The sequence below is a fragment of the Mycobacterium sp. 29Ha genome, from assembly GCF_032883055.1.
GTDB lineage: Bacteria > Actinomycetota > Actinomycetes > Mycobacteriales > Mycobacteriaceae > Mycobacterium > Mycobacterium gallinarum.
The window spans coordinates 28,355-45,599 of the sequence record NZ_JAMQTI010000039.1; the positions used below are offsets into that span (position 1 = coordinate 28,355).

Consider the following 17,245-nt stretch of genomic DNA (forward strand, 5'->3'; position numbering starts at 1 on the left):
TATGACGTTCCTGCAGGAGGCGTTGGCCTACATCTTCACGGCGGCCAACTGGGGCGGGCCGGCCGGGCTGACTGCGCGCATCCTCGAGCATCTGCAGTACACCTTCGTCGCGGTCTTCTTCTCGGCGCTCATTGCCGTCCCGCTCGGGATGCTCGTTGGGCACACCGGACGGGGCACCTTCCTCGTCGTCACGGGGGTCAATGCGCTGCGCGCGCTGCCCACGCTCGGCGTGCTCCTGCTGGGAGTTCTGCTCTGGGGTCTCGGTCTGATTCCGCCGACCGTCGCGCTCATGCTGCTGGGGATCCCGCCGCTGCTCGCCGGAACCTACTCGGGCATTGCGAACGTCGACCCCCAGGTGGTCGACGCCGCGCGGTCGATGGGCATGACAGAGAAGCGAATCCTGCTGCGCGTGGAAACACCCATCGCGTTGCCGCTCATCCTCGGCGGTCTGCGGACGGCGACGTTGCAGATCGTCGCGACCGCGACGGTGGCGGCCTACGCCAGCCTGGGCGGCCTCGGACGGTATCTGATCGACGGGATCAAGGTGCGCGAGTTCTACCTGGCGCTGGTGGGCGCGTTGCTGGTGACGGCGCTCGCGCTGATCCTCGATGCCCTGCTGGCGTTCTCGGTATGGGTTTCGGTGCCGGGCTCGGGCCGCCTGCTGAAATTTCGGGGCATGCCGCAGCCGTTGCTCGGCGACGAGGTGGCGCTGGAGTCGCGGTCACCGTCGAAACGTGACCCCCGGTTCGTCACGAACGGGTGAGGGCCGTCAATTACGGTAGATGAGTGAGTGATGCAGTCCGCTCAGAGGAGCAAGATGTTTGGCCGTCGATTCTGACCTGGCGTGCGCACGACGTTCCTCGGATGGAGTCGGTGCGAGTGCAGCTCACCGGCAACCGCATCAAGGCCTATGGCCGGATCGTCGCCGCCGCCACCGGCTCGCACCCGGCGTTCTCCGCCTCCTACGACTTGGTGACCGACGAGGCGGGCGCGACGAAGCGGCTCTCACTGACCGTCACCCTCGCCGAGCGCGAGCGGCAGCTGTCCATCGCGCGCGACGAGGAGAACATGTGGCTCGTCCAGCATCACACCGGCGAGACGAAGCGCTCCGCGTACGACGGTGCGCTGGACGTCGACCTGATCTTCAGCCCGTTCTTCAACGCCCTGCCCATCAGGCGCACGGGGCTGTTCGAACGCAGCGAGTCCGTTGCACTGCCGGTCGTGTACGTGCGGCTCCCGGAATTGTCGGTCGAGGCCGCGACCATCAGCTACAGCAGCGCGGCAGGCGACGGCATCAAGCTGCACTCGCCGGTCGCCGAGACCACGGTCACCGTCGACTCAACCGGTTTCATCCTCGACTATCCAGGCCTGGCAGAGCGGATCTGATCACCCCGCCGGCGCGACCCTCGGCGGCGAGTTCCTCGCGCCAGCGGTCCTCGCCGATGACGACGGTGACGATCTCGGGTCGGCCGAAGCTGTCGTAGCGCACGCGCGCGGCGTGACCCGCCTCGACGAGTTCGGTCAGGGGCTTCTTCGCGGCGAGCGCGCCGCGGGCCTGGTTGAGCAGGCCGAGAGTCCGGTCGAGGGCCGGCAGCAGCTGGTCGGCGTTGGCCTCACACATGGCGCGGACGAGGTCGGGCGCGGTCGCCGCCACCCGCGTCCCGTCGCGGAAGGAGCCTGCGGCCAGTGCGAAGGCCAGTGGCACCTCGCCCGCCGTCGTCGCGAGCGCCTCGGCCAGTAGGTGCGGCAGGTGCGAGATCGTCGCGGCGGCGGCGTCGTGCTCGTCGGACCGGGCAGGCACGACGACAGCGCCGCAATCCAGGGCAAGGTTCATCACCATGGTCCAGATGGTGGGGTCGACGTGATCGTCGACGCCGACGACCCAGGGCGCCCCGTCGAACAGCTTGACGTCGCCCGCGGTCCAACCGGACTGCGCGGTGCCAGTCATCGGATGTCCGCCGACGAAACGGTCGAGCAGACCGACGTTGCGGACCTCATCGAGGACGCACGACTTGACGCTGGTGACGTCGGTGAGGGGGCAGCCCGGTGCCAGATCGCGGATGCGGCTCAGCATCAGTGACAGCGCCGGCACAGGCACGGCGAGCACGACCAGGGCGTTGCGGTCGGCGGCGCGGGTCAGTGCCTCGTCGAGGTTCTCGGTGGCGTCGAAGCCGTCGGCAGTAGCGGCCGAGACGGCCTCGATCGAACGGTTGTAGCCGAAAACCTCGCGCCCGGCGGCCGCGGCGGCACGCATCACAGATCCGCCGATGAGGCCGAGACCAACCACGCAAACCGGCGTTTTCGTCACGCCATCAGCCTAGGCATCCTCCGGTGGCCGCAGGCGTCGGCCCGGCTGCCGGTTCCTGGTCAAGTCCCTGGTCGGGGACTAGCGTATGGCCCCATGGGAGCACAGCGCGCCGCGTCGCCGAAGCAGGCCGCCGATCGACCGGATGGCTTCGGTGTGGCTGTGGTGCGCGAGGAGGGTAAGTGGCGCTGCGCCGCGATGCGTTCGGCCGCGTTGAACAGCCTGTCCGCAGCCGAAACCGAGCTTCGTGAAATCCGCAGCGCAGGGGCTGTTTTCGGGTTGCTCGACGTGGACGATGAGTTCTTCGTGATCGTGCGGCCGGCGCCGGCGGGGACGCGGTTGCTGCTCTCGGATGCGACGGCCGCGCTGGACTACGACATCGCCGCAGAGGTCCTCGAGAAGTTGGACAACGACATCAGCGAGGACGATCTGGACCCCGAGGAGCCGTTCGAGGAGGGCGATTTGGGGCTGCTCGCCGACGTCGGTCTGCCCGAGGCCGTTCTGGGCGTGATTCTCGACGAGTCCGACCTGTACGCCGACGAGCAATTGGGGCGGATCGCGCGGGAGATGGGCTTCGCGGACGAACTCGCGGCGGTGCTCGAGCGCTTGGGCCGGTGAACCGGTCATCGGGCAGTAGCCGGTGACTGACGAGGACCTCGTCCGGACGGCCCTGGAGGCGGCGGCTGCGGCAGGACCCCGCGATGTCCCGATCGGTGCGGTCGTTTTCGCGGCCGACGGCACCGAGCTGGCCCGGGCGGCGAATGCGCGCGAGGAGACCGGTGATCCCACCGCGCACGCGGAAATCCTGGCGCTACGCGCTGCGGCGGCGGTGGTGGGCGACGGCTGGCGGCTGGAAGGGACGACGCTGGCGGTGACCGTCGAGCCGTGCACGATGTGCGCGGGGGCGCTGGTGATGGCGCGGGTGGCGCGGCTGGTGTTCGGGGCGTGGGAGCCGAAGACAGGGGCGGTCGGCTCGCTGTGGGACGTGGTGCGCGATCGTCGGCTGACACACCGGCCCGACGTTCGCGGTGGCGTGCTGGCCGCCGAGTGTGCGGCGCCGCTGGAGGCGTTCTTCGCCCGGCAGCGGTGACTCAGCTGTTGCCGGCGTACTTCGGGCAGAAGTACAGCGGAGCGCCGGCCATGATGTAGTTCGACAAACTTTCGTTCTTGGTCGTGGCGTCGAGGCGCTGAACGATGGTGTCCAAATCAAGGCCGCGATCGTATTGAGCGCAGACATCCTTCGCGAGGCTGGTCAACGTAGCGCAATCGCCCGGATACCCCGCACGGGCGAGGCTTTGGCAGTAGTCGGACTCAGGGCCGGCGATCGCGCTCGGCGCGTGGACGAGTGATGCGATTGCCCCGGAAATCGCCACGGCTGCGAGTGCAATGGTTTTCATCGCCACCTTTCTAGCGCCTGCATACCCAGTTGGGCGCCGACCACGCATGGCGGCCACGCGTCGATTCGGTCTCGAAAGCTCGACTTCTCCGACCCAGTGCCGTCATCAATTGATGACGCCGCCGGAAGGGACATTAAGGGACGGTTTGGGCACTCGGCACTCTCGTCGGTAAGCTGCCACGCGGTGGCGTGTCCGAGCGGCCTAAGGAGCACGCCTCGAAAGCGTGTGACGGGTAACCCCCGTCCGAGGGTTCAAATCCCTCCGCCACCGCCATAACGTCTGCTATGTAGACGCAGCTCAGAAGTTGTTTATGGGTTCGAGTTAAGACTTCACCGCAGATCTGTGCCCACATTTTGCCCACAATCTACGCATCGCCTCATGATTTCCTGCGCCCGAACATGACACAGAACTGGTCTAGCGACGGTGCATGGCATGCGGGTCTGGAAGGGCCTGCGATGTGGCACTCCTCTTCCTGCGTGGAAGGCCGCTATTCACGCCCTTCGGACCGAGCGGCTTTAGTCTGCGGGTATGTCGGGGGCGCCGTCGATGAGGCCGGTCGCAGCTAACCAGTCGGCCAGTGGCCCATGTAGCCCCAGCTGTGGGCGTTCTCGCCGATGCCGGGAACTGGCCACGCGCGCTGCACACGGGATGTGTCTGCTCGACGACGCCGGGACGCGCGTTGGCCGCCCGCAGCCGCAAGTTCTCGGCGGATGGCCAGGTGGAGCCGCTCGCGCTCGGGCCGCGAGAGCAGCAGGATGGTTCCGATGCCCAGACGGTCTACGGCAATATCCGACAGCATCGCATGCTGCGCAGGTTCACTCAGTTGTCGGAAGTCTTCGAGAATTGCCAGGCACAAGGCGGCATCCGCGAGCTCCTGATCATCAGCTGCGTCCATGCCGGCCCTCCTTGATCAGAGGGTACCGGACATCGGTCGTCGTCGCTGGTGACGTGCTATGCGTTTCCTGGCCTGTGCTCGGGGAGCAGCAGGTCGTCGATGTCGCTCGTATCGAAGGTGAGAACCCGAGCGTCCAGGACTGTGGCGGCGCCGGGACAGATCGCGGCCGCGACTGACTCGGCGAAAGTCTCGACCGTGCGGTGTGCATCCGGTTCGCGCTCTCCGAGGCTAAAACGGATCGACAGCTTCGTGGCGTCGACACTCGCCATGGGGTTCCGGCCCGATAGGTGTTGACTTACCCAGCGCAACGTCCCGCGGTGGACGGTGACATCTCGGGGGCAACGGATCTCGATGGAGGCGAATCTACGTGAGCGTAGTAGAGCGAAACTCTCGTCGTCCGTCACGGAGAGATCGACAAGATCGGGATCCGGTGAGTCGGAATTGGCTTGTCGGACAGCACGGATCTGGTCGGCCACTTCGGGTCCGCCAGGATCGTCAGTCTCGTTCATTACCAGCACGCCCACTTCGTATCACGACAGTCTGACAACCAATCTGAACGTTGCGACGCTCTCCGACACGGGCAATAATACGCGATACTCATTATGAGTATTACGTATTCTGTGCGCGTGTCATCGACGGACTTGACTGCGCTTCGGCATCGGTCGCGCAGCGCGTTCGGGCAGGACTACCAGCTGGAGGTGATGCTCAAAATCGCAGATACAACAGGCATGGTGAACCTCACCGACATTGCTGCCTCCCTCGACTTGACGACGTCTCAAGTCCAGTCGACCTGGAAGAGGCTGGTCGCAGTCGACCTGTTGGAGACGACATCCCGTGCCCATCGAACGAAGCTCTACAAGAGGCGCAAGGGGTCGCATGCATGGAAATGGGCACGAGAACTAGCCGGCGATCTGTGGGTGGCCGATTAAGACCGGGCACTTCCGAAGGTATCAGATGCAGAAGGTGCCGAATCGCATTGAGCGGTAACACTTTCACCCGTTCGGGAGTAGCGCGCATGAAGAGCTACGGCAACGGCGTCCAGATCGTCGTCGAACAGATCAGCGTAGGTATCCAGAGTCACCTTTGCGCTCGTGTGCCCGAGCATCCGCTGCAATGCCAACACGTTCACGTCGGCTGAAACAGCCAGGGATGCGCACGTGTGCCTGAGGTCATGTGGCCTGGTTGGATATCCGCTCGCTTGACGGCGCTAACGAACCATCCACCGTTGGACTTTGGCCGCGGCAAGTAACTGCCGTCCGGAGCCGGAAACACGAAGGCATTAATCGATTTTGACTCGCACAGCTTTGAGATCTCGTCAAGGACGAAGACCGGCACTGGCACTTCGCGTGGCTTCTTACCCTTAGTCGTGCCGACCGCATGGTCGACGCCCAGCTGCACAGCGTTCTCCGAGACCAACAGGCGACGTTTGAGGAACTGGACATCGCGGACACGTAGTGCAATGGCCTCGCCCCATCGCAATCCGCAGTAGGCCAGGGTGAGGACAAGGGCGCCATGTTCTCCGGACTCTGCCGCTAGGCGGTACACGTCATGGGCAGATAGGTAGACGTGTCGCCGGGCCGGCCGAGCAGGCAGGTTGTCGACGCCCTTCGCGGGGTTGACCGCCAGGCGACGAGACTTGACCGCGTCATTCAGGATTCCCGACAGCACGCCGTGTGCGCGGCGTACGGTCGTGGCACCCGAACCGTCGGCGCACATCTTGGAGATCCACGATTCCACCTCGACCATGTGGATGTCGGCTACACGGCGCCTGGCCCAGACGGGTGACACGTGCACCCTCCAAGCGGATTCGATCATCCGGTAGTTCGACGGCGCCGTGGAGTGCTTCTTGCGGTCGAGAAAATCCTCGGCGAGTTCGCCAACGGTGGTTCGGCCCGCCGTCTCCGGAATGAACACGCCAGTCTGCTTCTGAACCTCGACGGTGGCGGCGAAGGCCAGAGCGTCGCGCTTGGTCTTGAAGCCGCGCTTATCAGTCTGACGTCGATCCGGTTTGCGATACCGCACGCGCCAGCGGGCACCGGCTTCGGTGTTGTACCTACTTACGGTAGCCATCGAGTGCCTTCTGGATAGCGGTCCGGAGTTCCTCCTGCATCGCCCGGCTGACCTGCCCTCTTTTTTGGGCGTTGGCGTCCTCGCCAGCCCGCCGATCGCGTTCTTCGGTGAAGGTGCGGCGCCAGAGGTCGGCGGACAGGATGGCCAGTGTCGACGGCGCGATGTTCAGCGCCTTGGACATTCGTTCCTCGGTTGCTCCCTGCCTATGGGCCAGCCGGGCGGTCAGGCCAACATCCTCGGATTCGATTGCGTGAGAGATCTTGCGGTCACGGGGGCTGCGTTTCCACTTCAGTTGCGGCGGAGCGATATCACTTGCAGACGTGGCCCTCTCAACCCTCTGACCCGCGAACAAGTTCACGACGTCGGAGTCGAACAGCCGCAGTGAGTCGTTGATCTGAATCTGGCTGACGCTCTCGACGAGACCCGGAAGGGTCGCGTCGGTGCACCCGGCGTCGGACAGTGCGAGCACGAACGCGAGCAGGGTGTTGATGCTCGGCGAAGCGACCCGGCCGGCCTCGAAGTCGGCAACTCGGGATTCCGACCACTTCAGGCCCCGTGCACGAGCGGCCCGGCTCACTTGGTCCAAGGTCAGCCCAGCATTGATCCGAAGCTCGCGGGCGTTGGTGCCGATCACGTCGGCCAGAGCCAGTCCCGGGAATGACATGGCTTCATGCTACCGGAAATTACGAGAGTTGACGCGGAATGTTTTCTGCGGTAGACAGCTGATCAACCTTCGCGATTACACGAGAGATGAGGTATCCGGAGATGACCGTTTCGATGGCGACTCCTGAAGAAGTGGCTACAACCCTTCACACCACCAAGGCCGGCCTGGCGCAGATGCGATACAGGGGTGAGGGTCCGCAATTTGTCCGGGTCGGCCGGCGACGAATTCTCTACCGCTGGGAAGACGTTGAGGCCTGGCTCGCGGCATCGACCTGCACGAGAAGCGACCAGTAGGCACCGATGTCAACTTCCATGCGCGACTGGGCGATCACATACGCCCACAGGGGTATTCCTATCTTTCCGCTGATTCCCCGCGAGAAGGTGCCCCTCCTACCCGTCAGGCAGGGTGGCCGCGGGTTCCGTGACGCCACCACTGACGTGGACCAGATCGACAAGTGGTGGCGGGCATGTCCGGATGCGAACATCGGCGCTACACCACTGGTCGGCAACGTTCTGCGTCAGGCCGTGATCGATATCGATCTTCAGAATGGTGGCGGCACCTCGTGGGAGCACCTCGTCAGCGTGCACGGTGTGCCTCCGGTGACGCTCACCGCGCGGACTGGTCAGGGTGGCCGGCACCTGTGGTTTTGGTTGTCGGAACGTGGGCGGTCGAAGATTGCACAGGGAATCGACTGCAAGTTCGGTGACACGGGCTATGTCGTCATGCCCCCCCGTACATCCCATCACTGCGCGGATGTACAGCTGGGAGTGCACGGAAGCTGTCGCTATTGCGCTCGATTGGATTCGCCGTCTTATCCGCCGACCACCTCCGCAGAGGTCAACCCAGTGTGCGCACCGCCACGCAACGAACGGGTTGGTGAGGTTCGTGGCGGCATCTCGGCCCGGCGAGAGGAACAGCCGCTTGTTCTGGGCTGCGTGCCGAGCTTCGGAGAACGGCACACTACCGAAGCTGCACACCGTACTTGCAGATGCAGCCCTCGCGGCGGGGCTGGCCGAAGACGAGATCGACGCAGTATTCCGGTCCGCGGAAGGACGAACGGGATGAGTGACATACAGCTAGTGGCGGCGGAGCCCGATGATCTGCCTGACATGGAATTGCCGCCGGGCGAGTTGCCGGATCTATGCGACGACCTGGTCGAGGAAGCTGCGGAGGCCGAGCCGGGGCCACGGTCAACGGCGACCATCGCGTACCGGTGCTCAGAGGCCGGCGTTGGCGAAGATTCGGCGTGAGCTTGCCAGATTGTGCGTAGTCATCGTCATCCGAAGAACGGGAGCCGCCGCTCGCGCCCTAGATCGTCGAGGGCGTCCTGCATCACCGAACGAACGTATGCGTCGACGACGTCAAAGTCTGGGTCTTCCCCGAACTGGCCGACCACATCGATCGGCGGCAGTACCTGCGTGACGATCTTGGCGGGAAGAGGCACGTTCGGGGGTATGAAGGCGCTAACGCCGAAGGGGAAACCGACGGTGATCGGCAGGATGCCAACTCGCAGACGTCCGAGTCCCAACCGCTTGGCCAACCCGGTCCCGCGGGTGAGAAAGAGTTGGGTTTCTTGCCCACCGATGGACACCATTGGCACGATAGGCGCGCCAGCTTCTAGCGCCGTGCGGACATAACCCTTGCGGCCGTTGAAATCGATCACGTTCCCGCCGCGCGTGGGGCGGTAAGCGTCGTAGTCGCCACCCGGGAAGACCAGTACGAGGCCACCCGACTTGAGCGCTTTGGCGGCGTTGTCTCGGGATGCGTGAATGACTCCGAGCCGGCCCAATAGATTCTTGAAAGGTCCGACGAAGACTTGATTGTGAGCAAGAGTGAACAACGGCCTTTTGTATCCGAAACGGTCATAGAAGGCTGATCCGAAAATCACGACGTCAGGTGTAAGTGATCCCCCGGAATGGTTGGATACGACGAGCGCGCCTCCCGTGCGCGGCAGTCCTTCCAAACCGCGCACCTCGGTCCGGAAGTATCGCTTGAGGACAGGCCAGCCTTTATTTTTAAGCTGCTCAACGAAAGTGGCGTCCCACTGTGTTAACTCGCACGCTTCGTCGGTCCGACCGGCCTCCACCAGCTTCAGTTTCGAGGTGCGGTCGCCCGTCATGGAAGGTTCCCGGCGGGTCGATCAGCTGCGCTTGCCAAAGCCATCGCGGTCACGACGGGCGTCAAAGGTTTGGAAAAGCCTGCGGCCACTCGAATTTCGGCGAAAGCGTGGATGATGGCGTCGGTTGCTTCGTGAATGTCATTAAGAGTTTTGTCATCGGCGAGCACCGCGATATTGAGCTGGTCGACGTAGCTCCACACAGTGATGTTGACGGCGGCGCCTGCCGACAGCACGCCCGTCGAATAGAACTCGTAGACCGATGCGCCACCGATCTCTCCCCGCCGACGCGGGCCCGGCACATTGGACACCGGGATGTTCATGACGCTGTTGGACTGTGCCCGCGCTGCTTGCCGGCGGAATGCAGTAGGCGCGACCGCAGTCGGGATGTAGTTCATGATGCGGCTATAGATGTCCGGACCGATCGCCTGGTGATCTTCTTTGGCAACTCTCGTCGACGACGCCACGAGACGTGTTCGCTCAAGGGGGTCATCAATGTGCACAGGCAGGGATACGGGCAATCCGCTGAGCGCGTTGCCACTGATGCGATCGACAGACCGGTCGGTGCTGATAGGGACGTTGGACAGTAAGGGACGATCGGCGCGTCCGTCGTAGCGCAATAGCAGGTCGCGGAGCGCCCCAGTCACCGTCGCTAGCACCAGGTCGTTGAAGGTCACACCGAGCTGCTTGGCGGTCTCTTTTGCCTCAGCCAGCGGCAGCGTCGCGCTAGCGAACGTGCGAGCCGGTGACACAACATGATTCAGGAATGAGGGCGGAGGATTGAACATCTTCGCCGTTTCCGGTCGGTTTCGGGCTCTAGCGCGCCGCCGAACTTCCGACAGCCCGGTCGTGGCGTCACTAACGAGCTTTGGCAGCGCTGCCACTTGCGTGACGTGATCCCGCATAGCGTTGCGCAGCAGCGTTCGACGGTTAGGTGGCGCCAAAACGGGCGAGGGATTCGCGGCCGTCTGCAGCTCTAAGCCCATGAGTCGTGCCATGAGGTTGGCAGAAGCCACGCCGTCAGCGAGTGAGTGGTGCAACTTTCCGATAAGTGCAGACCGGTTGTCGGAAAGCCCCTCCGCGAAGTGAAATTCCCACAGCGGGCGGTCTCGGGTCAGCGGCGTGCTAGCGACTTCACCGATGACTTTGTTGAGCTCACGGCGGCCACCGGGGCTGGGCACTGCGATACGACGAATGTGGTAGAGCAGATCGAGATCGCAGTCTTCCACCCAGCTGGGATGGTGCAACATCCAGGGAGTTTCGAGCAGCCGCCAGCGTAGCGGGTCAAGAAGGTGAAGGCGCTGTTGCAGGGATCGGCGAATCGACTCGAGCGTGGGTGCGGGACGGCCGTCCTCAGTTCGCAGCACGAGCACTTTCATTGTGTGCATGTGAAGGTTGGGCGCTTCCCCGTATAGCAGCACGGAGTCCATGCCATTCAGTCGCTTCAACTTGCCCCCTTACCCGCACAGCGCAAGCAACTGCTTCGCTGTGCTATACGACTGTACAGCACCTCAAGCAAAACCGACAATTACTCCCGATAAGCCAAACTGCAGGAGAGCGGCAGTGCCTCCGTCGCCAGACGTGATCTTCTTCTGTCCGGCTTCTCGACGCGAACGGCTTCATTCTCGGCGCCCCCGTTTGAGGCTAACGATGCCGCCAAGTGAAGAGGTTGTACAGTCGTACAGCCCAGGGGTACCGTGCTGACCATGACGCTTTCTCCCGAGACCGTGGGCAGTGCGCCGGGGCGTGGACGTATGCTGGGCCGCCGCGTCGCGGTGGTTGGTGCTGGCACCAGAGATTCCGAAGACCCCGACGCTCCTATCGGAAATGGACGTGCGATCGCGGTGCTGTGCGCCCGCGAGGGCGCCGACGTCGCCTGTGTCGATGTCGACCGCGAAGGCGCCGAACGCACGTCGGATCTTTGCGAGCAGGAGGGTACTCGCGCGGTCACGGTAGTCGCTGACGTGCGAGACGCCGCCCAATGCGACCGTCTGGTCTCCGAAGCCGTGGAAGGGCTCGGCGGACTCGACGGAGTGGTTGCCAACGTCGGATTCGGCGCTGGGCAGGGTCTGGAAGGGACGACTCCCGAGTTGTGGGATGACCTTTTCGCCTTGAACGTGCGATCTCATTTCCTGATTGCCAGGGCAGCCATCCCTGTCATGGCGGATGACGGTTCATTTGTGTTCATCGGATCGGCAGCAGGACTGCGGGCGGGTACGCGATTCCCGGCCTATGACGCCTCTAAGGCCGCATTGTTCGGATTATGCCGTCACGTCGCATTAGAAGGCGCTGCCCGTGGGATACGAGCGAACCATGTGATCCCGGGTCCGGTGGACACTCCGCTCGGACGCTACGGAAGCGCGAATGTCCAGTCGCGCTCCCAGATTCAGTTCCCGTTGGGACGACAGGCAACGGCGTGGGACATCGCTTACGCGACGGTGTTCATGTTGAGCGGCGAGGCCAGCTACATCACCGGCGAGTCTCTCGTGGTGGCCGGTGGACTCGGCCAGATCCGCTGACTTCTATATCGAGGTCGGCAAACTGTGTGTTGTACGCTCGTATGGCGCGCGTCTGTTTCACAGTGACTATCGAGGAATTGCATGACGACCTATGACTACATCATCGCAGGTGCTGGCTCTGCGGGCTGCGTCCTAGCCAATAGGTTGTCGTCAGACGCTGGTATCACGGTCCTTCTCCTGGAAGCAGGTGGTGGCGACCGCAGTCCGCTGTATTCGGTGCCTAAGGGCGCGGGCAAGCTGTTCGAAAGTCCGAAGCACATGTGGCACTACGAGACAACGCCTTTCGGGCCCAAGCTGCGGCCAGAACGGTGGCTGCGCGGCAAGGTTATCGGCGGGTCGAGCTCCATCAACGGGATGATTTATAACCGCGGCGGGCGAGCAGATTGGGACAATCTCGAACGACTGGGAAACAAGGGCTGGGGCTGGGATCAGATGCTTCCCATCTTCCGCGGGTTCGAGGACAGCGAACTCGGTGTTTCCTCAACGCGCGGTGTCGGCGGTCCAGTGCACGTCTCGGTGCCTCGTGATCCAGACCCGTTGTGCGAGGAAATGATTGCGGCTGGCACGGCGATCGGTTTGTCTCGGGTGCAGGACATCAATGAGTCCGACGAAGAGCGGATCGGCTATGCCATGTCGACGATCAAGAACGGACGCAGAGTCAGCGCCTCGACTGCCTTCTTGAAGCCGGTGTTGCGTCGGCCGAATCTGACGGTGCGTGCCCACACCACAGTACGACGGGTCATCTTTGAGAATGGCAGAGCTGTTGGCGTCGAGGTTTCGCATCGCGGCGGCACTTCGGTGATACGCGCTGCCCGCGAGGTCATTCTCAGCATGGGCAGTCTGAACACCCCGAAAGCGCTAATGCTCTCCGGGATAGGGCCGCGCGAGGTGCTAAGGCCGGCTGGGGTCAAGGTCTATTTCGAACGCGATAATGTCGGCCGCAAGCTTCGCGAACATCGCTGCGCCACGCTGCGCCTGCAGCTCAACGAGGACCTCGGCTACAACCGTCAGTTGTCGAGCAGCCTGGCTCAGGCCATGACCGGTGTCCGCTACTTGGCAACTCGCAAAGGGCCTTTGGCTGCGCCGTCATTCGACGTCGTTGCGTTTGTGAAGTCTCAAGCTGGCATCGACCGTCCCGACGGCCAACTCATGCTGGGACCCTGGACGATTCCGCCGTACAACACGGGCGAACCAGTCGCGATCGAACGTCAAGCGGGTGTGTCCTGCCTGGGCATGGTGTTGAGGCCGACCTCCGAAGGATCCTTGGAGATCACCTCACCCGATCCCGATGCCGCATTGCGCATCAACCCGAACTATCTGGGCACCGAGCATGATCGTGGTGCGGCCGCTAACCTCCTGCGCAGAATGCGAGCGATCTTTGAACAGGCTCCCATCGCGCGACGCTTTAGCCACGAGACCTATCCCGGTGGCGACGTTCGCAGCGACGAGGAGCTGATCGATGCCGCGTTCGACGGAGGCTACTGCGGCTATCACGCCGCTGGGAGCTGTGCGATGGGGCCCAGCGACGGCGATGTTGTCGATGACCAACTCCGGATGCGGGGCATCGATGCGCTGCGAGTGGTCGACTGCTCTGTAATACCAACCATGGTGGCTGGCAATCTAAATGGCCCCATGATGGCCATGGCGTGGCGCGCAGCTGACCTCATCATGAACGGTGATTAAGGAGTCGTCGCCCTCAACTTCGCCGAGAAGCCGGTATGGACGGGCAGCGTCGCCCCATTAGTGAAGCGCGCATTGTCGCTTACGAGAAATAAAACGGCTTGGGTGATATCGACGGGATCAACAGGCGGCACCGGACGGAGATTCTCCGCCATCATTGCGCTGTCTGTAGCGATCTCATAGACAGATTCTGCGGACTTGTGGGAGATCGTTGAGGTCGTGACACCGCTGGGGTCGACCGCATTGACGCGGATGCCGTACCCGGCGTAGGCGAGCGACGCCGATCGAACTAGTCCGTCTACACCATGTCTGGAAACGGCGGCGGCGAACGCCGCCGTGCTTCCGTCATCACCGCTTCGGCCAAGCGAGGCTTGCATCGGGTTGACGAGTACCACAGATCCGCCGCGTCCGTTGCGGATGATCGAAGGCACCGTGGCGGCCATCGTGTGCCAGACGCCACGTAAGTTGACGTCGAGGATGTCGCGGAACAGCTCATGGTCGAAAGGCTCGTCGCCACAGATGCCCGTCTGGGCTCCGGCGGTCACGACCACATCAATCTCACCGACTTCGTCTATGCCCGAGTTGATTCCGTCCCGGATCGCGGAAGGATCCCTGACGTCGGCGACGACTGTGCACACCCGGGCGCCAGCCTTACGCACAAGAACAGCCGTGTGCGCCAAATCCTCGGCTGTGGCCACTGGGCGGCGGATGGACGCGACGTCGATGCTCGAGTCCAGGGCGATGATGTCGAAGCCCTTTGCGGCCAGCGCCACCGCGTGACTTCGGCCCTGCCCGCGTGCAGCACCAGTGACCACAGCCACGCGGTGGGTCGGATTCATATCAGCCGACGACCGCCGGCATGCTGTCCCAGCCGCGCACAGTCGAGGTGCGCGAACGTCGGGCAGCGGTCATGTCGATATCCCACTCCGGCCAGCGCTTCAAAACTTCCTCAAGTGCGACACGACCCTCCAGTCGGGCTAACGGGGCTCCAACGCAAAAGTGTGCTCCGCGGCCAAAGGTGAGGTGGCCGCCGGGCTTTCGGTGGATGTCGAATCTGTCAGGGTCCTCGAAGTGACGCTCGTCGCGGTTCGCGGAGGCCAGCATCATCAGCAATGCGCTGCCCGCAGGTATGACCTGCCCTTGGAAACTCACGTCTTCGGACGCGACGTAGCGCGCCACGTGCGGACCCGGTGGCTCGAAGCGAAGGAGTTCCTCGATTGCCGGTGGGATCAACCTGTGATCCTCGGCCAATTCTTTGCGTTGGTCGGGATGCTCGGCCAGCACTTTGCCCATCCAGCCGAACAGTCGACCCGTGGTCTCAACCCCCGCCCCTGCGACAACAGCGAGGAAGACGGTCAGTTCTTGCTTTTCCAGCTTACGGGTCGTACCGGTCTCGTCTTCGAACTCGACGTTGAGCAGTTCGGTGATCAGATCCTCGGCGGGGTTCTTCTCGCGCCACTCGACATACTCACCGAACATTTCACCGGTGAAATATCGATCCTTCTTGATCTGCATCGGTTTGCCGGCTTCGTTTCGAAGTACTTGATTGGCATGTGCACGCACCGCGGGCTGCTCGGCATCGGGAATGCCGGCAAGCATGCCTATGGTGCGCATGGGCAGCTCTGCTCCGAGGTCTTCCACGAAGTCGAACCGATCACCACCGACCAGTGGATCAAGACACGCGACGCAGAAGGCGCGGATCTTGTCCTCGATCGCACGCATCTTCTTCGGGGTGAAGGCCCGCGACACGATGGCCCGGTGGATTGTATGCAGGGGAGGGTCCTCGTTGATGAAGATTCCGGGCGGCATCACCGGATCGGCCATGACGACTTCAAGGATGTCGCCCTTGGCGGAGCTGAGACGTGCGGTGTCCTTGAGGGCCGCATCCACGTCGGCGTAGCGGCTGACGCCCCAGAAGTTGTGCTTCTCGTTGTAGTAGACGGGGGACTCGTCGCGCAGACGGCGGTAAGTCGGGTAGGGATCCAAGTCGATATCGAAGTCCCAGGGGTCGTAATACAAGTCGCTCAACTTCGGCTCCTCGGCAGCGGTAGGTCACACGCACCCAGCGTGTATGCTGTACGACTGTATAGGAGTGGGCGTTCGGCGGGCAACCACACCCGCAAGAGATCCTTTCGGAGGGCTGATGGAGAAGCTGCGGGTAATCCAGTGGACAACCGGCAAGGTTGGGAAGCTCAGCACGCGAGCGATACTCGATGACCCCAGGCTCGAACTCGTCGGCTTGTACGCGTACTCACCCGAGAAGTCCGGCGTTGATGCAGGCGCGCTTTGTGGACGTCCCGATACTCGGGTGCTCGCCACGACCGATATCGATGCGCTGATCGCTCTAGGTGCTGACACGGTGTTCTACACCCCGTTCATGGCGGATGTTGATCACGCTGTGAGGCTGTTGGAGAGTGGACTCGACGTCATCAGCACAAATCTGTTCCTCAACGTCGGTGGCATTCAAGGTGAAACGAAGCAGCGACTTGCCGACGCATGCGAGCGGGGCGACAGTTCGCTGTACATCACCGGTGTCAATCCGGGGTGGATTAACTCCATGACCGCTGGGTTGACGGCGGAGTGCCGCGACATCCGGAGTGTGTCGGTCTTCGAATCGGCCGATGTGTCCGTCTACGAATCGCCGGAGACATGGCAGGCGCTCGGGTTCTCACTGCCAGAGGCCCCGCCCGCAGTGGTCGAGATGGCCAAGATGTGGCTCAGCACCTTCCACGACTCGGTCCACCGGATGGGGGTGGCACTCGGCTACGAGATCGACGACATGGAGTTCTTCATCGAGCATGCCACGGCGTCGGCGCGGGTCGACCTCGGCTGGTTCTTGATGGAGAAAGACACGATCGCCGCGGTCCGCGCCGGCTGGAACGGAAAGGTGAAGGGAAGGACAGTGGTGAAGTCGAACGTCGACTGGTATCTGACCAAGAAGCTCAATGAGGGTTGGGAATTCGACGACGACCACTACCACGTAGTCGTTGAGGGGGAGCCCGATGTCGACGTTCGTATCCGCTTCCTCCCGCCGCAATCGTGGACCAATAACGACTGGGACACCATGACTGCGATGCCTGCGGTGAGCGCTGCCTTCGATGTGGCTTCTGCCCCAGCGGGGATTCTCACCCTCAAAGACGTCGGATTGCCCTCTGCACCTGCAGGAGTATGGAACGCCGAGAGACTCGAACTCGTCGATGGGTGATGGGAAAGCTCAAGATTGCCAACTGTTCCAGTGGGTCACGAGTTCGGGTGCCAGCCGTTGCGCCGGCTTGAAATCCACACCCTTGGTGTAAGCGATGGGGAACATTCCTACCTGGCTGTGCGTGTCGTAGGGGATGCCGAGAACCTCGGCGGCAGCGCGTTCGCCCGCCCCGAAGAGGTGCAGCGTCGTCCAGCACGTGCCCAGGGCACGCGATCGAAGGGCCAAGCAATAGCTCCACACGGCGGGCATCACCGAGGCCCAGAATGTGGCGCTCATCGCGGACGGGCTGCGATCGACGCGCCCCTTCAGGCACGGAATGAGCAGGACGGGCGCGTCCTGGGGACTGCCCCCAGTTTGGTTGACTCCTGACCTGTGAGGATTCGTCCTTGCTGGA

General features: G+C 63.1%; 21 protein-coding genes, 1 tRNA gene and 2 pseudogenes. 12 read left to right on the plus strand and 12 right to left on the minus strand.

What is annotated here, in order from left to right; all coding sequences use genetic code 11:
• The first annotated feature begins 1 nt into the window (after position 1).
• Positions 2–763, plus strand: coding sequence for an ABC transporter permease (locus M1248_RS31350; RefSeq protein WP_317150722.1), 762 nt, complete (start codon positions 2–4; stop codon positions 761–763).
• A 23-nt stretch (positions 764–786) separates the two neighbouring features.
• Complete coding sequence (locus tag M1248_RS31355; protein WP_163732038.1) at positions 787–1,386, plus strand: putative glycolipid-binding domain-containing protein; 600 nt, start codon at positions 787–789, stop codon at positions 1,384–1,386.
• On the opposite strand, the gene M1248_RS31360 is transcribed toward M1248_RS31355, so the two are convergent.
• Complete coding sequence (locus M1248_RS31360) at positions 1,349–2,308, minus strand: prephenate dehydrogenase (protein WP_163732035.1); 960 nt, start codon at positions 2,306–2,308, stop codon at positions 1,349–1,351. The genes M1248_RS31355 and M1248_RS31360 overlap by 38 nt on opposite strands.
• A 93-nt stretch (positions 2,309–2,401) precedes the next feature.
• Here M1248_RS31360 and M1248_RS31365 point away from each other — a divergent pair, with 93 nt between their 5' ends.
• Both M1248_RS31365 and M1248_RS31370 read left to right on the plus strand, forming a co-directional pair.
• Positions 2,402–2,923, plus strand: coding sequence for a tRNA adenosine deaminase-associated protein (locus tag M1248_RS31365; protein ID WP_163732033.1), 522 nt, complete (start codon positions 2,402–2,404; stop codon positions 2,921–2,923).
• A gap of 22 nt (positions 2,924–2,945) precedes the next feature.
• Positions 2,946–3,395: a nucleoside deaminase gene (locus M1248_RS31370; RefSeq protein WP_317150706.1), complete on the plus strand. Its 450-nt coding sequence runs from the start codon at positions 2,946–2,948 to the stop codon at positions 3,393–3,395.
• A gap of 1 nt (position 3,396) precedes the next feature.
• Here M1248_RS31370 and M1248_RS31375 read toward each other — a convergent pair whose 3' ends face one another.
• Positions 3,397–3,702 carry a DUF732 domain-containing protein gene (locus M1248_RS31375; RefSeq protein WP_317150723.1) on the minus strand — a complete coding sequence of 102 codons (306 nt, stop codon included), beginning with the start codon at positions 3,700–3,702 and terminating at the stop codon, positions 3,397–3,399.
• Positions 3,703–3,884: 182 nt separating this feature from the next.
• Between M1248_RS31375 and M1248_RS31380 the strand changes: the two genes are divergently transcribed.
• A tRNA-Ser gene (locus tag M1248_RS31380) sits at positions 3,885–3,975 on the plus strand.
• Positions 3,976–4,264: 289 nt separating this feature from the next.
• On the opposite strand, the gene M1248_RS31385 is transcribed toward M1248_RS31380, so the two are convergent.
• Both M1248_RS31385 and M1248_RS31390 read right to left on the minus strand, forming a co-directional pair.
• On the minus strand, positions 4,265–4,597 hold the full coding sequence (locus tag M1248_RS31385; protein ID WP_317150707.1) for a hypothetical protein: 333 nt from the start codon (positions 4,595–4,597) through the stop codon (positions 4,265–4,267).
• 56 nt (positions 4,598–4,653) lie between these two features.
• On the minus strand, positions 4,654–4,866 hold the full coding sequence (locus tag M1248_RS31390; RefSeq protein ID WP_317150708.1) for a hypothetical protein: 213 nt from the start codon (positions 4,864–4,866) through the stop codon (positions 4,654–4,656).
• A 357-nt stretch (positions 4,867–5,223) separates the two neighbouring features.
• Here M1248_RS31390 and M1248_RS31395 point away from each other — a divergent pair, with 357 nt between their 5' ends.
• A complete protein-coding gene (locus tag M1248_RS31395) occupies positions 5,224–5,526 on the plus strand; it encodes a MarR family transcriptional regulator (protein ID WP_317150709.1) in 303 nt (100 codons plus the stop codon).
• Positions 5,527–5,615: 89 nt separating this feature from the next.
• Here the strand turns inward: M1248_RS31395 and M1248_RS31400 are convergent.
• The 3 genes and pseudogenes from M1248_RS31400 to M1248_RS31410 form a co-directional block, all read right to left on the minus strand.
• A pseudogene (locus M1248_RS31400) lies at positions 5,616–5,774 on the minus strand (tyrosine-type recombinase/integrase); the annotation flags it as partial.
• Entirely contained in the window at positions 5,723–6,667 is a 945-nt protein-coding gene (locus tag M1248_RS31405) for an Arm DNA-binding domain-containing protein (protein WP_317150710.1), read from the minus strand. The pseudogene M1248_RS31400 and the gene M1248_RS31405, both read right to left, overlap by 52 nt.
• Positions 6,651–7,331, minus strand: a complete 681-nt coding sequence (locus M1248_RS31410) for a helix-turn-helix transcriptional regulator (RefSeq protein WP_317150711.1) — start codon at positions 7,329–7,331, stop codon at positions 6,651–6,653. Before M1248_RS31410 ends, M1248_RS31405 begins: the two co-directional genes overlap by 17 nt.
• 113 nt (positions 7,332–7,444) lie before the next feature.
• On the opposite strand from M1248_RS31410, the gene M1248_RS33490 reads away from it, so the two are divergent.
• The 3 genes and pseudogenes from M1248_RS33490 (at position 7,445) to M1248_RS31420 (ending at position 8,581) form a co-directional block, all read left to right on the plus strand.
• Positions 7,445–7,624: a helix-turn-helix transcriptional regulator gene (locus tag M1248_RS33490; protein ID WP_410506770.1), complete on the plus strand. Its 180-nt coding sequence runs from the start codon at positions 7,445–7,447 to the stop codon at positions 7,622–7,624.
• Between the two features lie 18 nt (positions 7,625–7,642).
• A pseudogene (locus M1248_RS33495) lies at positions 7,643–8,011 on the plus strand (bifunctional DNA primase/polymerase); the annotation flags it as partial.
• 381 nt (positions 8,012–8,392) lie between these two features.
• The gene (locus M1248_RS31420) at positions 8,393–8,581 is read left to right on the plus strand and encodes a hypothetical protein (protein WP_317150713.1); all 189 of its coding nucleotides are present in this window, start codon (positions 8,393–8,395) and stop codon (positions 8,579–8,581) included.
• Positions 8,582–8,607: 26 nt separating this feature from the next.
• On the opposite strand, the gene M1248_RS31425 is transcribed toward M1248_RS31420, so the two are convergent.
• Together M1248_RS31425 and M1248_RS31430 are read right to left on the minus strand one after the other, a co-directional pair.
• Positions 8,608–9,426 carry a lysophospholipid acyltransferase family protein gene (locus M1248_RS31425; RefSeq protein WP_410506771.1) on the minus strand — a complete coding sequence of 273 codons (819 nt, stop codon included), beginning with the start codon at positions 9,424–9,426 and terminating at the stop codon, positions 8,608–8,610.
• Between the two features lie 20 nt (positions 9,427–9,446).
• A complete protein-coding gene (locus tag M1248_RS31430; protein ID WP_317150715.1) occupies positions 9,447–10,895 on the minus strand; it encodes a wax ester/triacylglycerol synthase family O-acyltransferase in 1,449 nt (482 codons plus the stop codon).
• A gap of 258 nt (positions 10,896–11,153) precedes the next feature.
• On the opposite strand from M1248_RS31430, the gene M1248_RS31435 reads away from it, so the two are divergent.
• Together M1248_RS31435 and M1248_RS31440 are read left to right on the plus strand one after the other, a co-directional pair.
• Positions 11,154–11,966, plus strand: coding sequence for an SDR family oxidoreductase (locus M1248_RS31435; protein ID WP_317150716.1), 813 nt, complete (start codon positions 11,154–11,156; stop codon positions 11,964–11,966).
• An 81-nt stretch (positions 11,967–12,047) separates the two neighbouring features.
• Complete coding sequence (locus M1248_RS31440) at positions 12,048–13,649, plus strand: GMC family oxidoreductase (RefSeq protein ID WP_317150717.1); 1,602 nt, start codon at positions 12,048–12,050, stop codon at positions 13,647–13,649.
• Here M1248_RS31440 and M1248_RS31445 read toward each other — a convergent pair.
• Both M1248_RS31445 and M1248_RS31450 read right to left on the minus strand, forming a co-directional pair.
• Complete coding sequence (locus tag M1248_RS31445; protein ID WP_317150718.1) at positions 13,646–14,467, minus strand: SDR family oxidoreductase; 822 nt, start codon at positions 14,465–14,467, stop codon at positions 13,646–13,648. The two genes, M1248_RS31440 and M1248_RS31445, sit on opposite strands and share 4 nt — an antisense overlap.
• Before the next feature lie 19 nt (positions 14,468–14,486).
• Positions 14,487–15,674 carry a cytochrome P450 gene (locus M1248_RS31450; protein WP_317150719.1) on the minus strand — a complete coding sequence of 396 codons (1,188 nt, stop codon included), beginning with the start codon at positions 15,672–15,674 and terminating at the stop codon, positions 14,487–14,489.
• 112 nt (positions 15,675–15,786) lie between these two features.
• Here M1248_RS31450 and M1248_RS31455 point away from each other — a divergent pair, with 112 nt between their 5' ends.
• A complete protein-coding gene (locus tag M1248_RS31455) occupies positions 15,787–16,851 on the plus strand; it encodes a hypothetical protein (protein WP_317150724.1) in 1,065 nt (354 codons plus the stop codon).
• Positions 16,852–16,860: 9 nt separating this feature from the next.
• Here the strand turns inward: M1248_RS31455 and M1248_RS31460 are convergent.
• Positions 16,861–17,245, minus strand: a 385-nt coding sequence (locus M1248_RS31460; RefSeq protein ID WP_317150720.1) for a nitroreductase family protein, incomplete at its 5' end; no start/stop codon positions are given.

Excerpts from the sequence above, each read along its gene's own strand:
- M1248_RS31350 (WP_317150722.1), top strand. The coding sequence starts at position 2 with ATGACGTTCCTGCAGGAGGCGTTGGCCTACATCTTCACGGCGGCCAAC.
- M1248_RS31365 (WP_163732033.1), top strand. The coding sequence starts at position 2,402 with ATGGGAGCACAGCGCGCCGCGTCGCCGAAGCAGGCCGCCGATCGACCG.
- M1248_RS31375 (WP_317150723.1), bottom strand. The coding sequence starts at position 3,702 with ATGAAAACCATTGCACTCGCAGCCGTGGCGATTTCCGGGGCAATCGCA.
- M1248_RS31385 (WP_317150707.1), bottom strand. The coding sequence starts at position 4,597 with ATGGACGCAGCTGATGATCAGGAGCTCGCGGATGCCGCCTTGTGCCTG.
- M1248_RS31390 (WP_317150708.1), bottom strand. The coding sequence starts at position 4,866 with ATGGCGAGTGTCGACGCCACGAAGCTGTCGATCCGTTTTAGCCTCGGA.
- M1248_RS31405 (WP_317150710.1), bottom strand. The coding sequence starts at position 6,667 with ATGGCTACCGTAAGTAGGTACAACACCGAAGCCGGTGCCCGCTGGCGC.
- M1248_RS31410 (WP_317150711.1), bottom strand. The coding sequence starts at position 7,331 with ATGTCATTCCCGGGACTGGCTCTGGCCGACGTGATCGGCACCAACGCC.
- M1248_RS33490 (WP_410506770.1), top strand. The coding sequence starts at position 7,445 with ATGGCGACTCCTGAAGAAGTGGCTACAACCCTTCACACCACCAAGGCC.
- M1248_RS31420 (WP_317150713.1), top strand. The coding sequence starts at position 8,393 with ATGAGTGACATACAGCTAGTGGCGGCGGAGCCCGATGATCTGCCTGAC.
- M1248_RS31435 (WP_317150716.1), top strand. The coding sequence starts at position 11,154 with ATGACGCTTTCTCCCGAGACCGTGGGCAGTGCGCCGGGGCGTGGACGT.
- M1248_RS31440 (WP_317150717.1), top strand. The coding sequence starts at position 12,048 with ATGACGACCTATGACTACATCATCGCAGGTGCTGGCTCTGCGGGCTGC.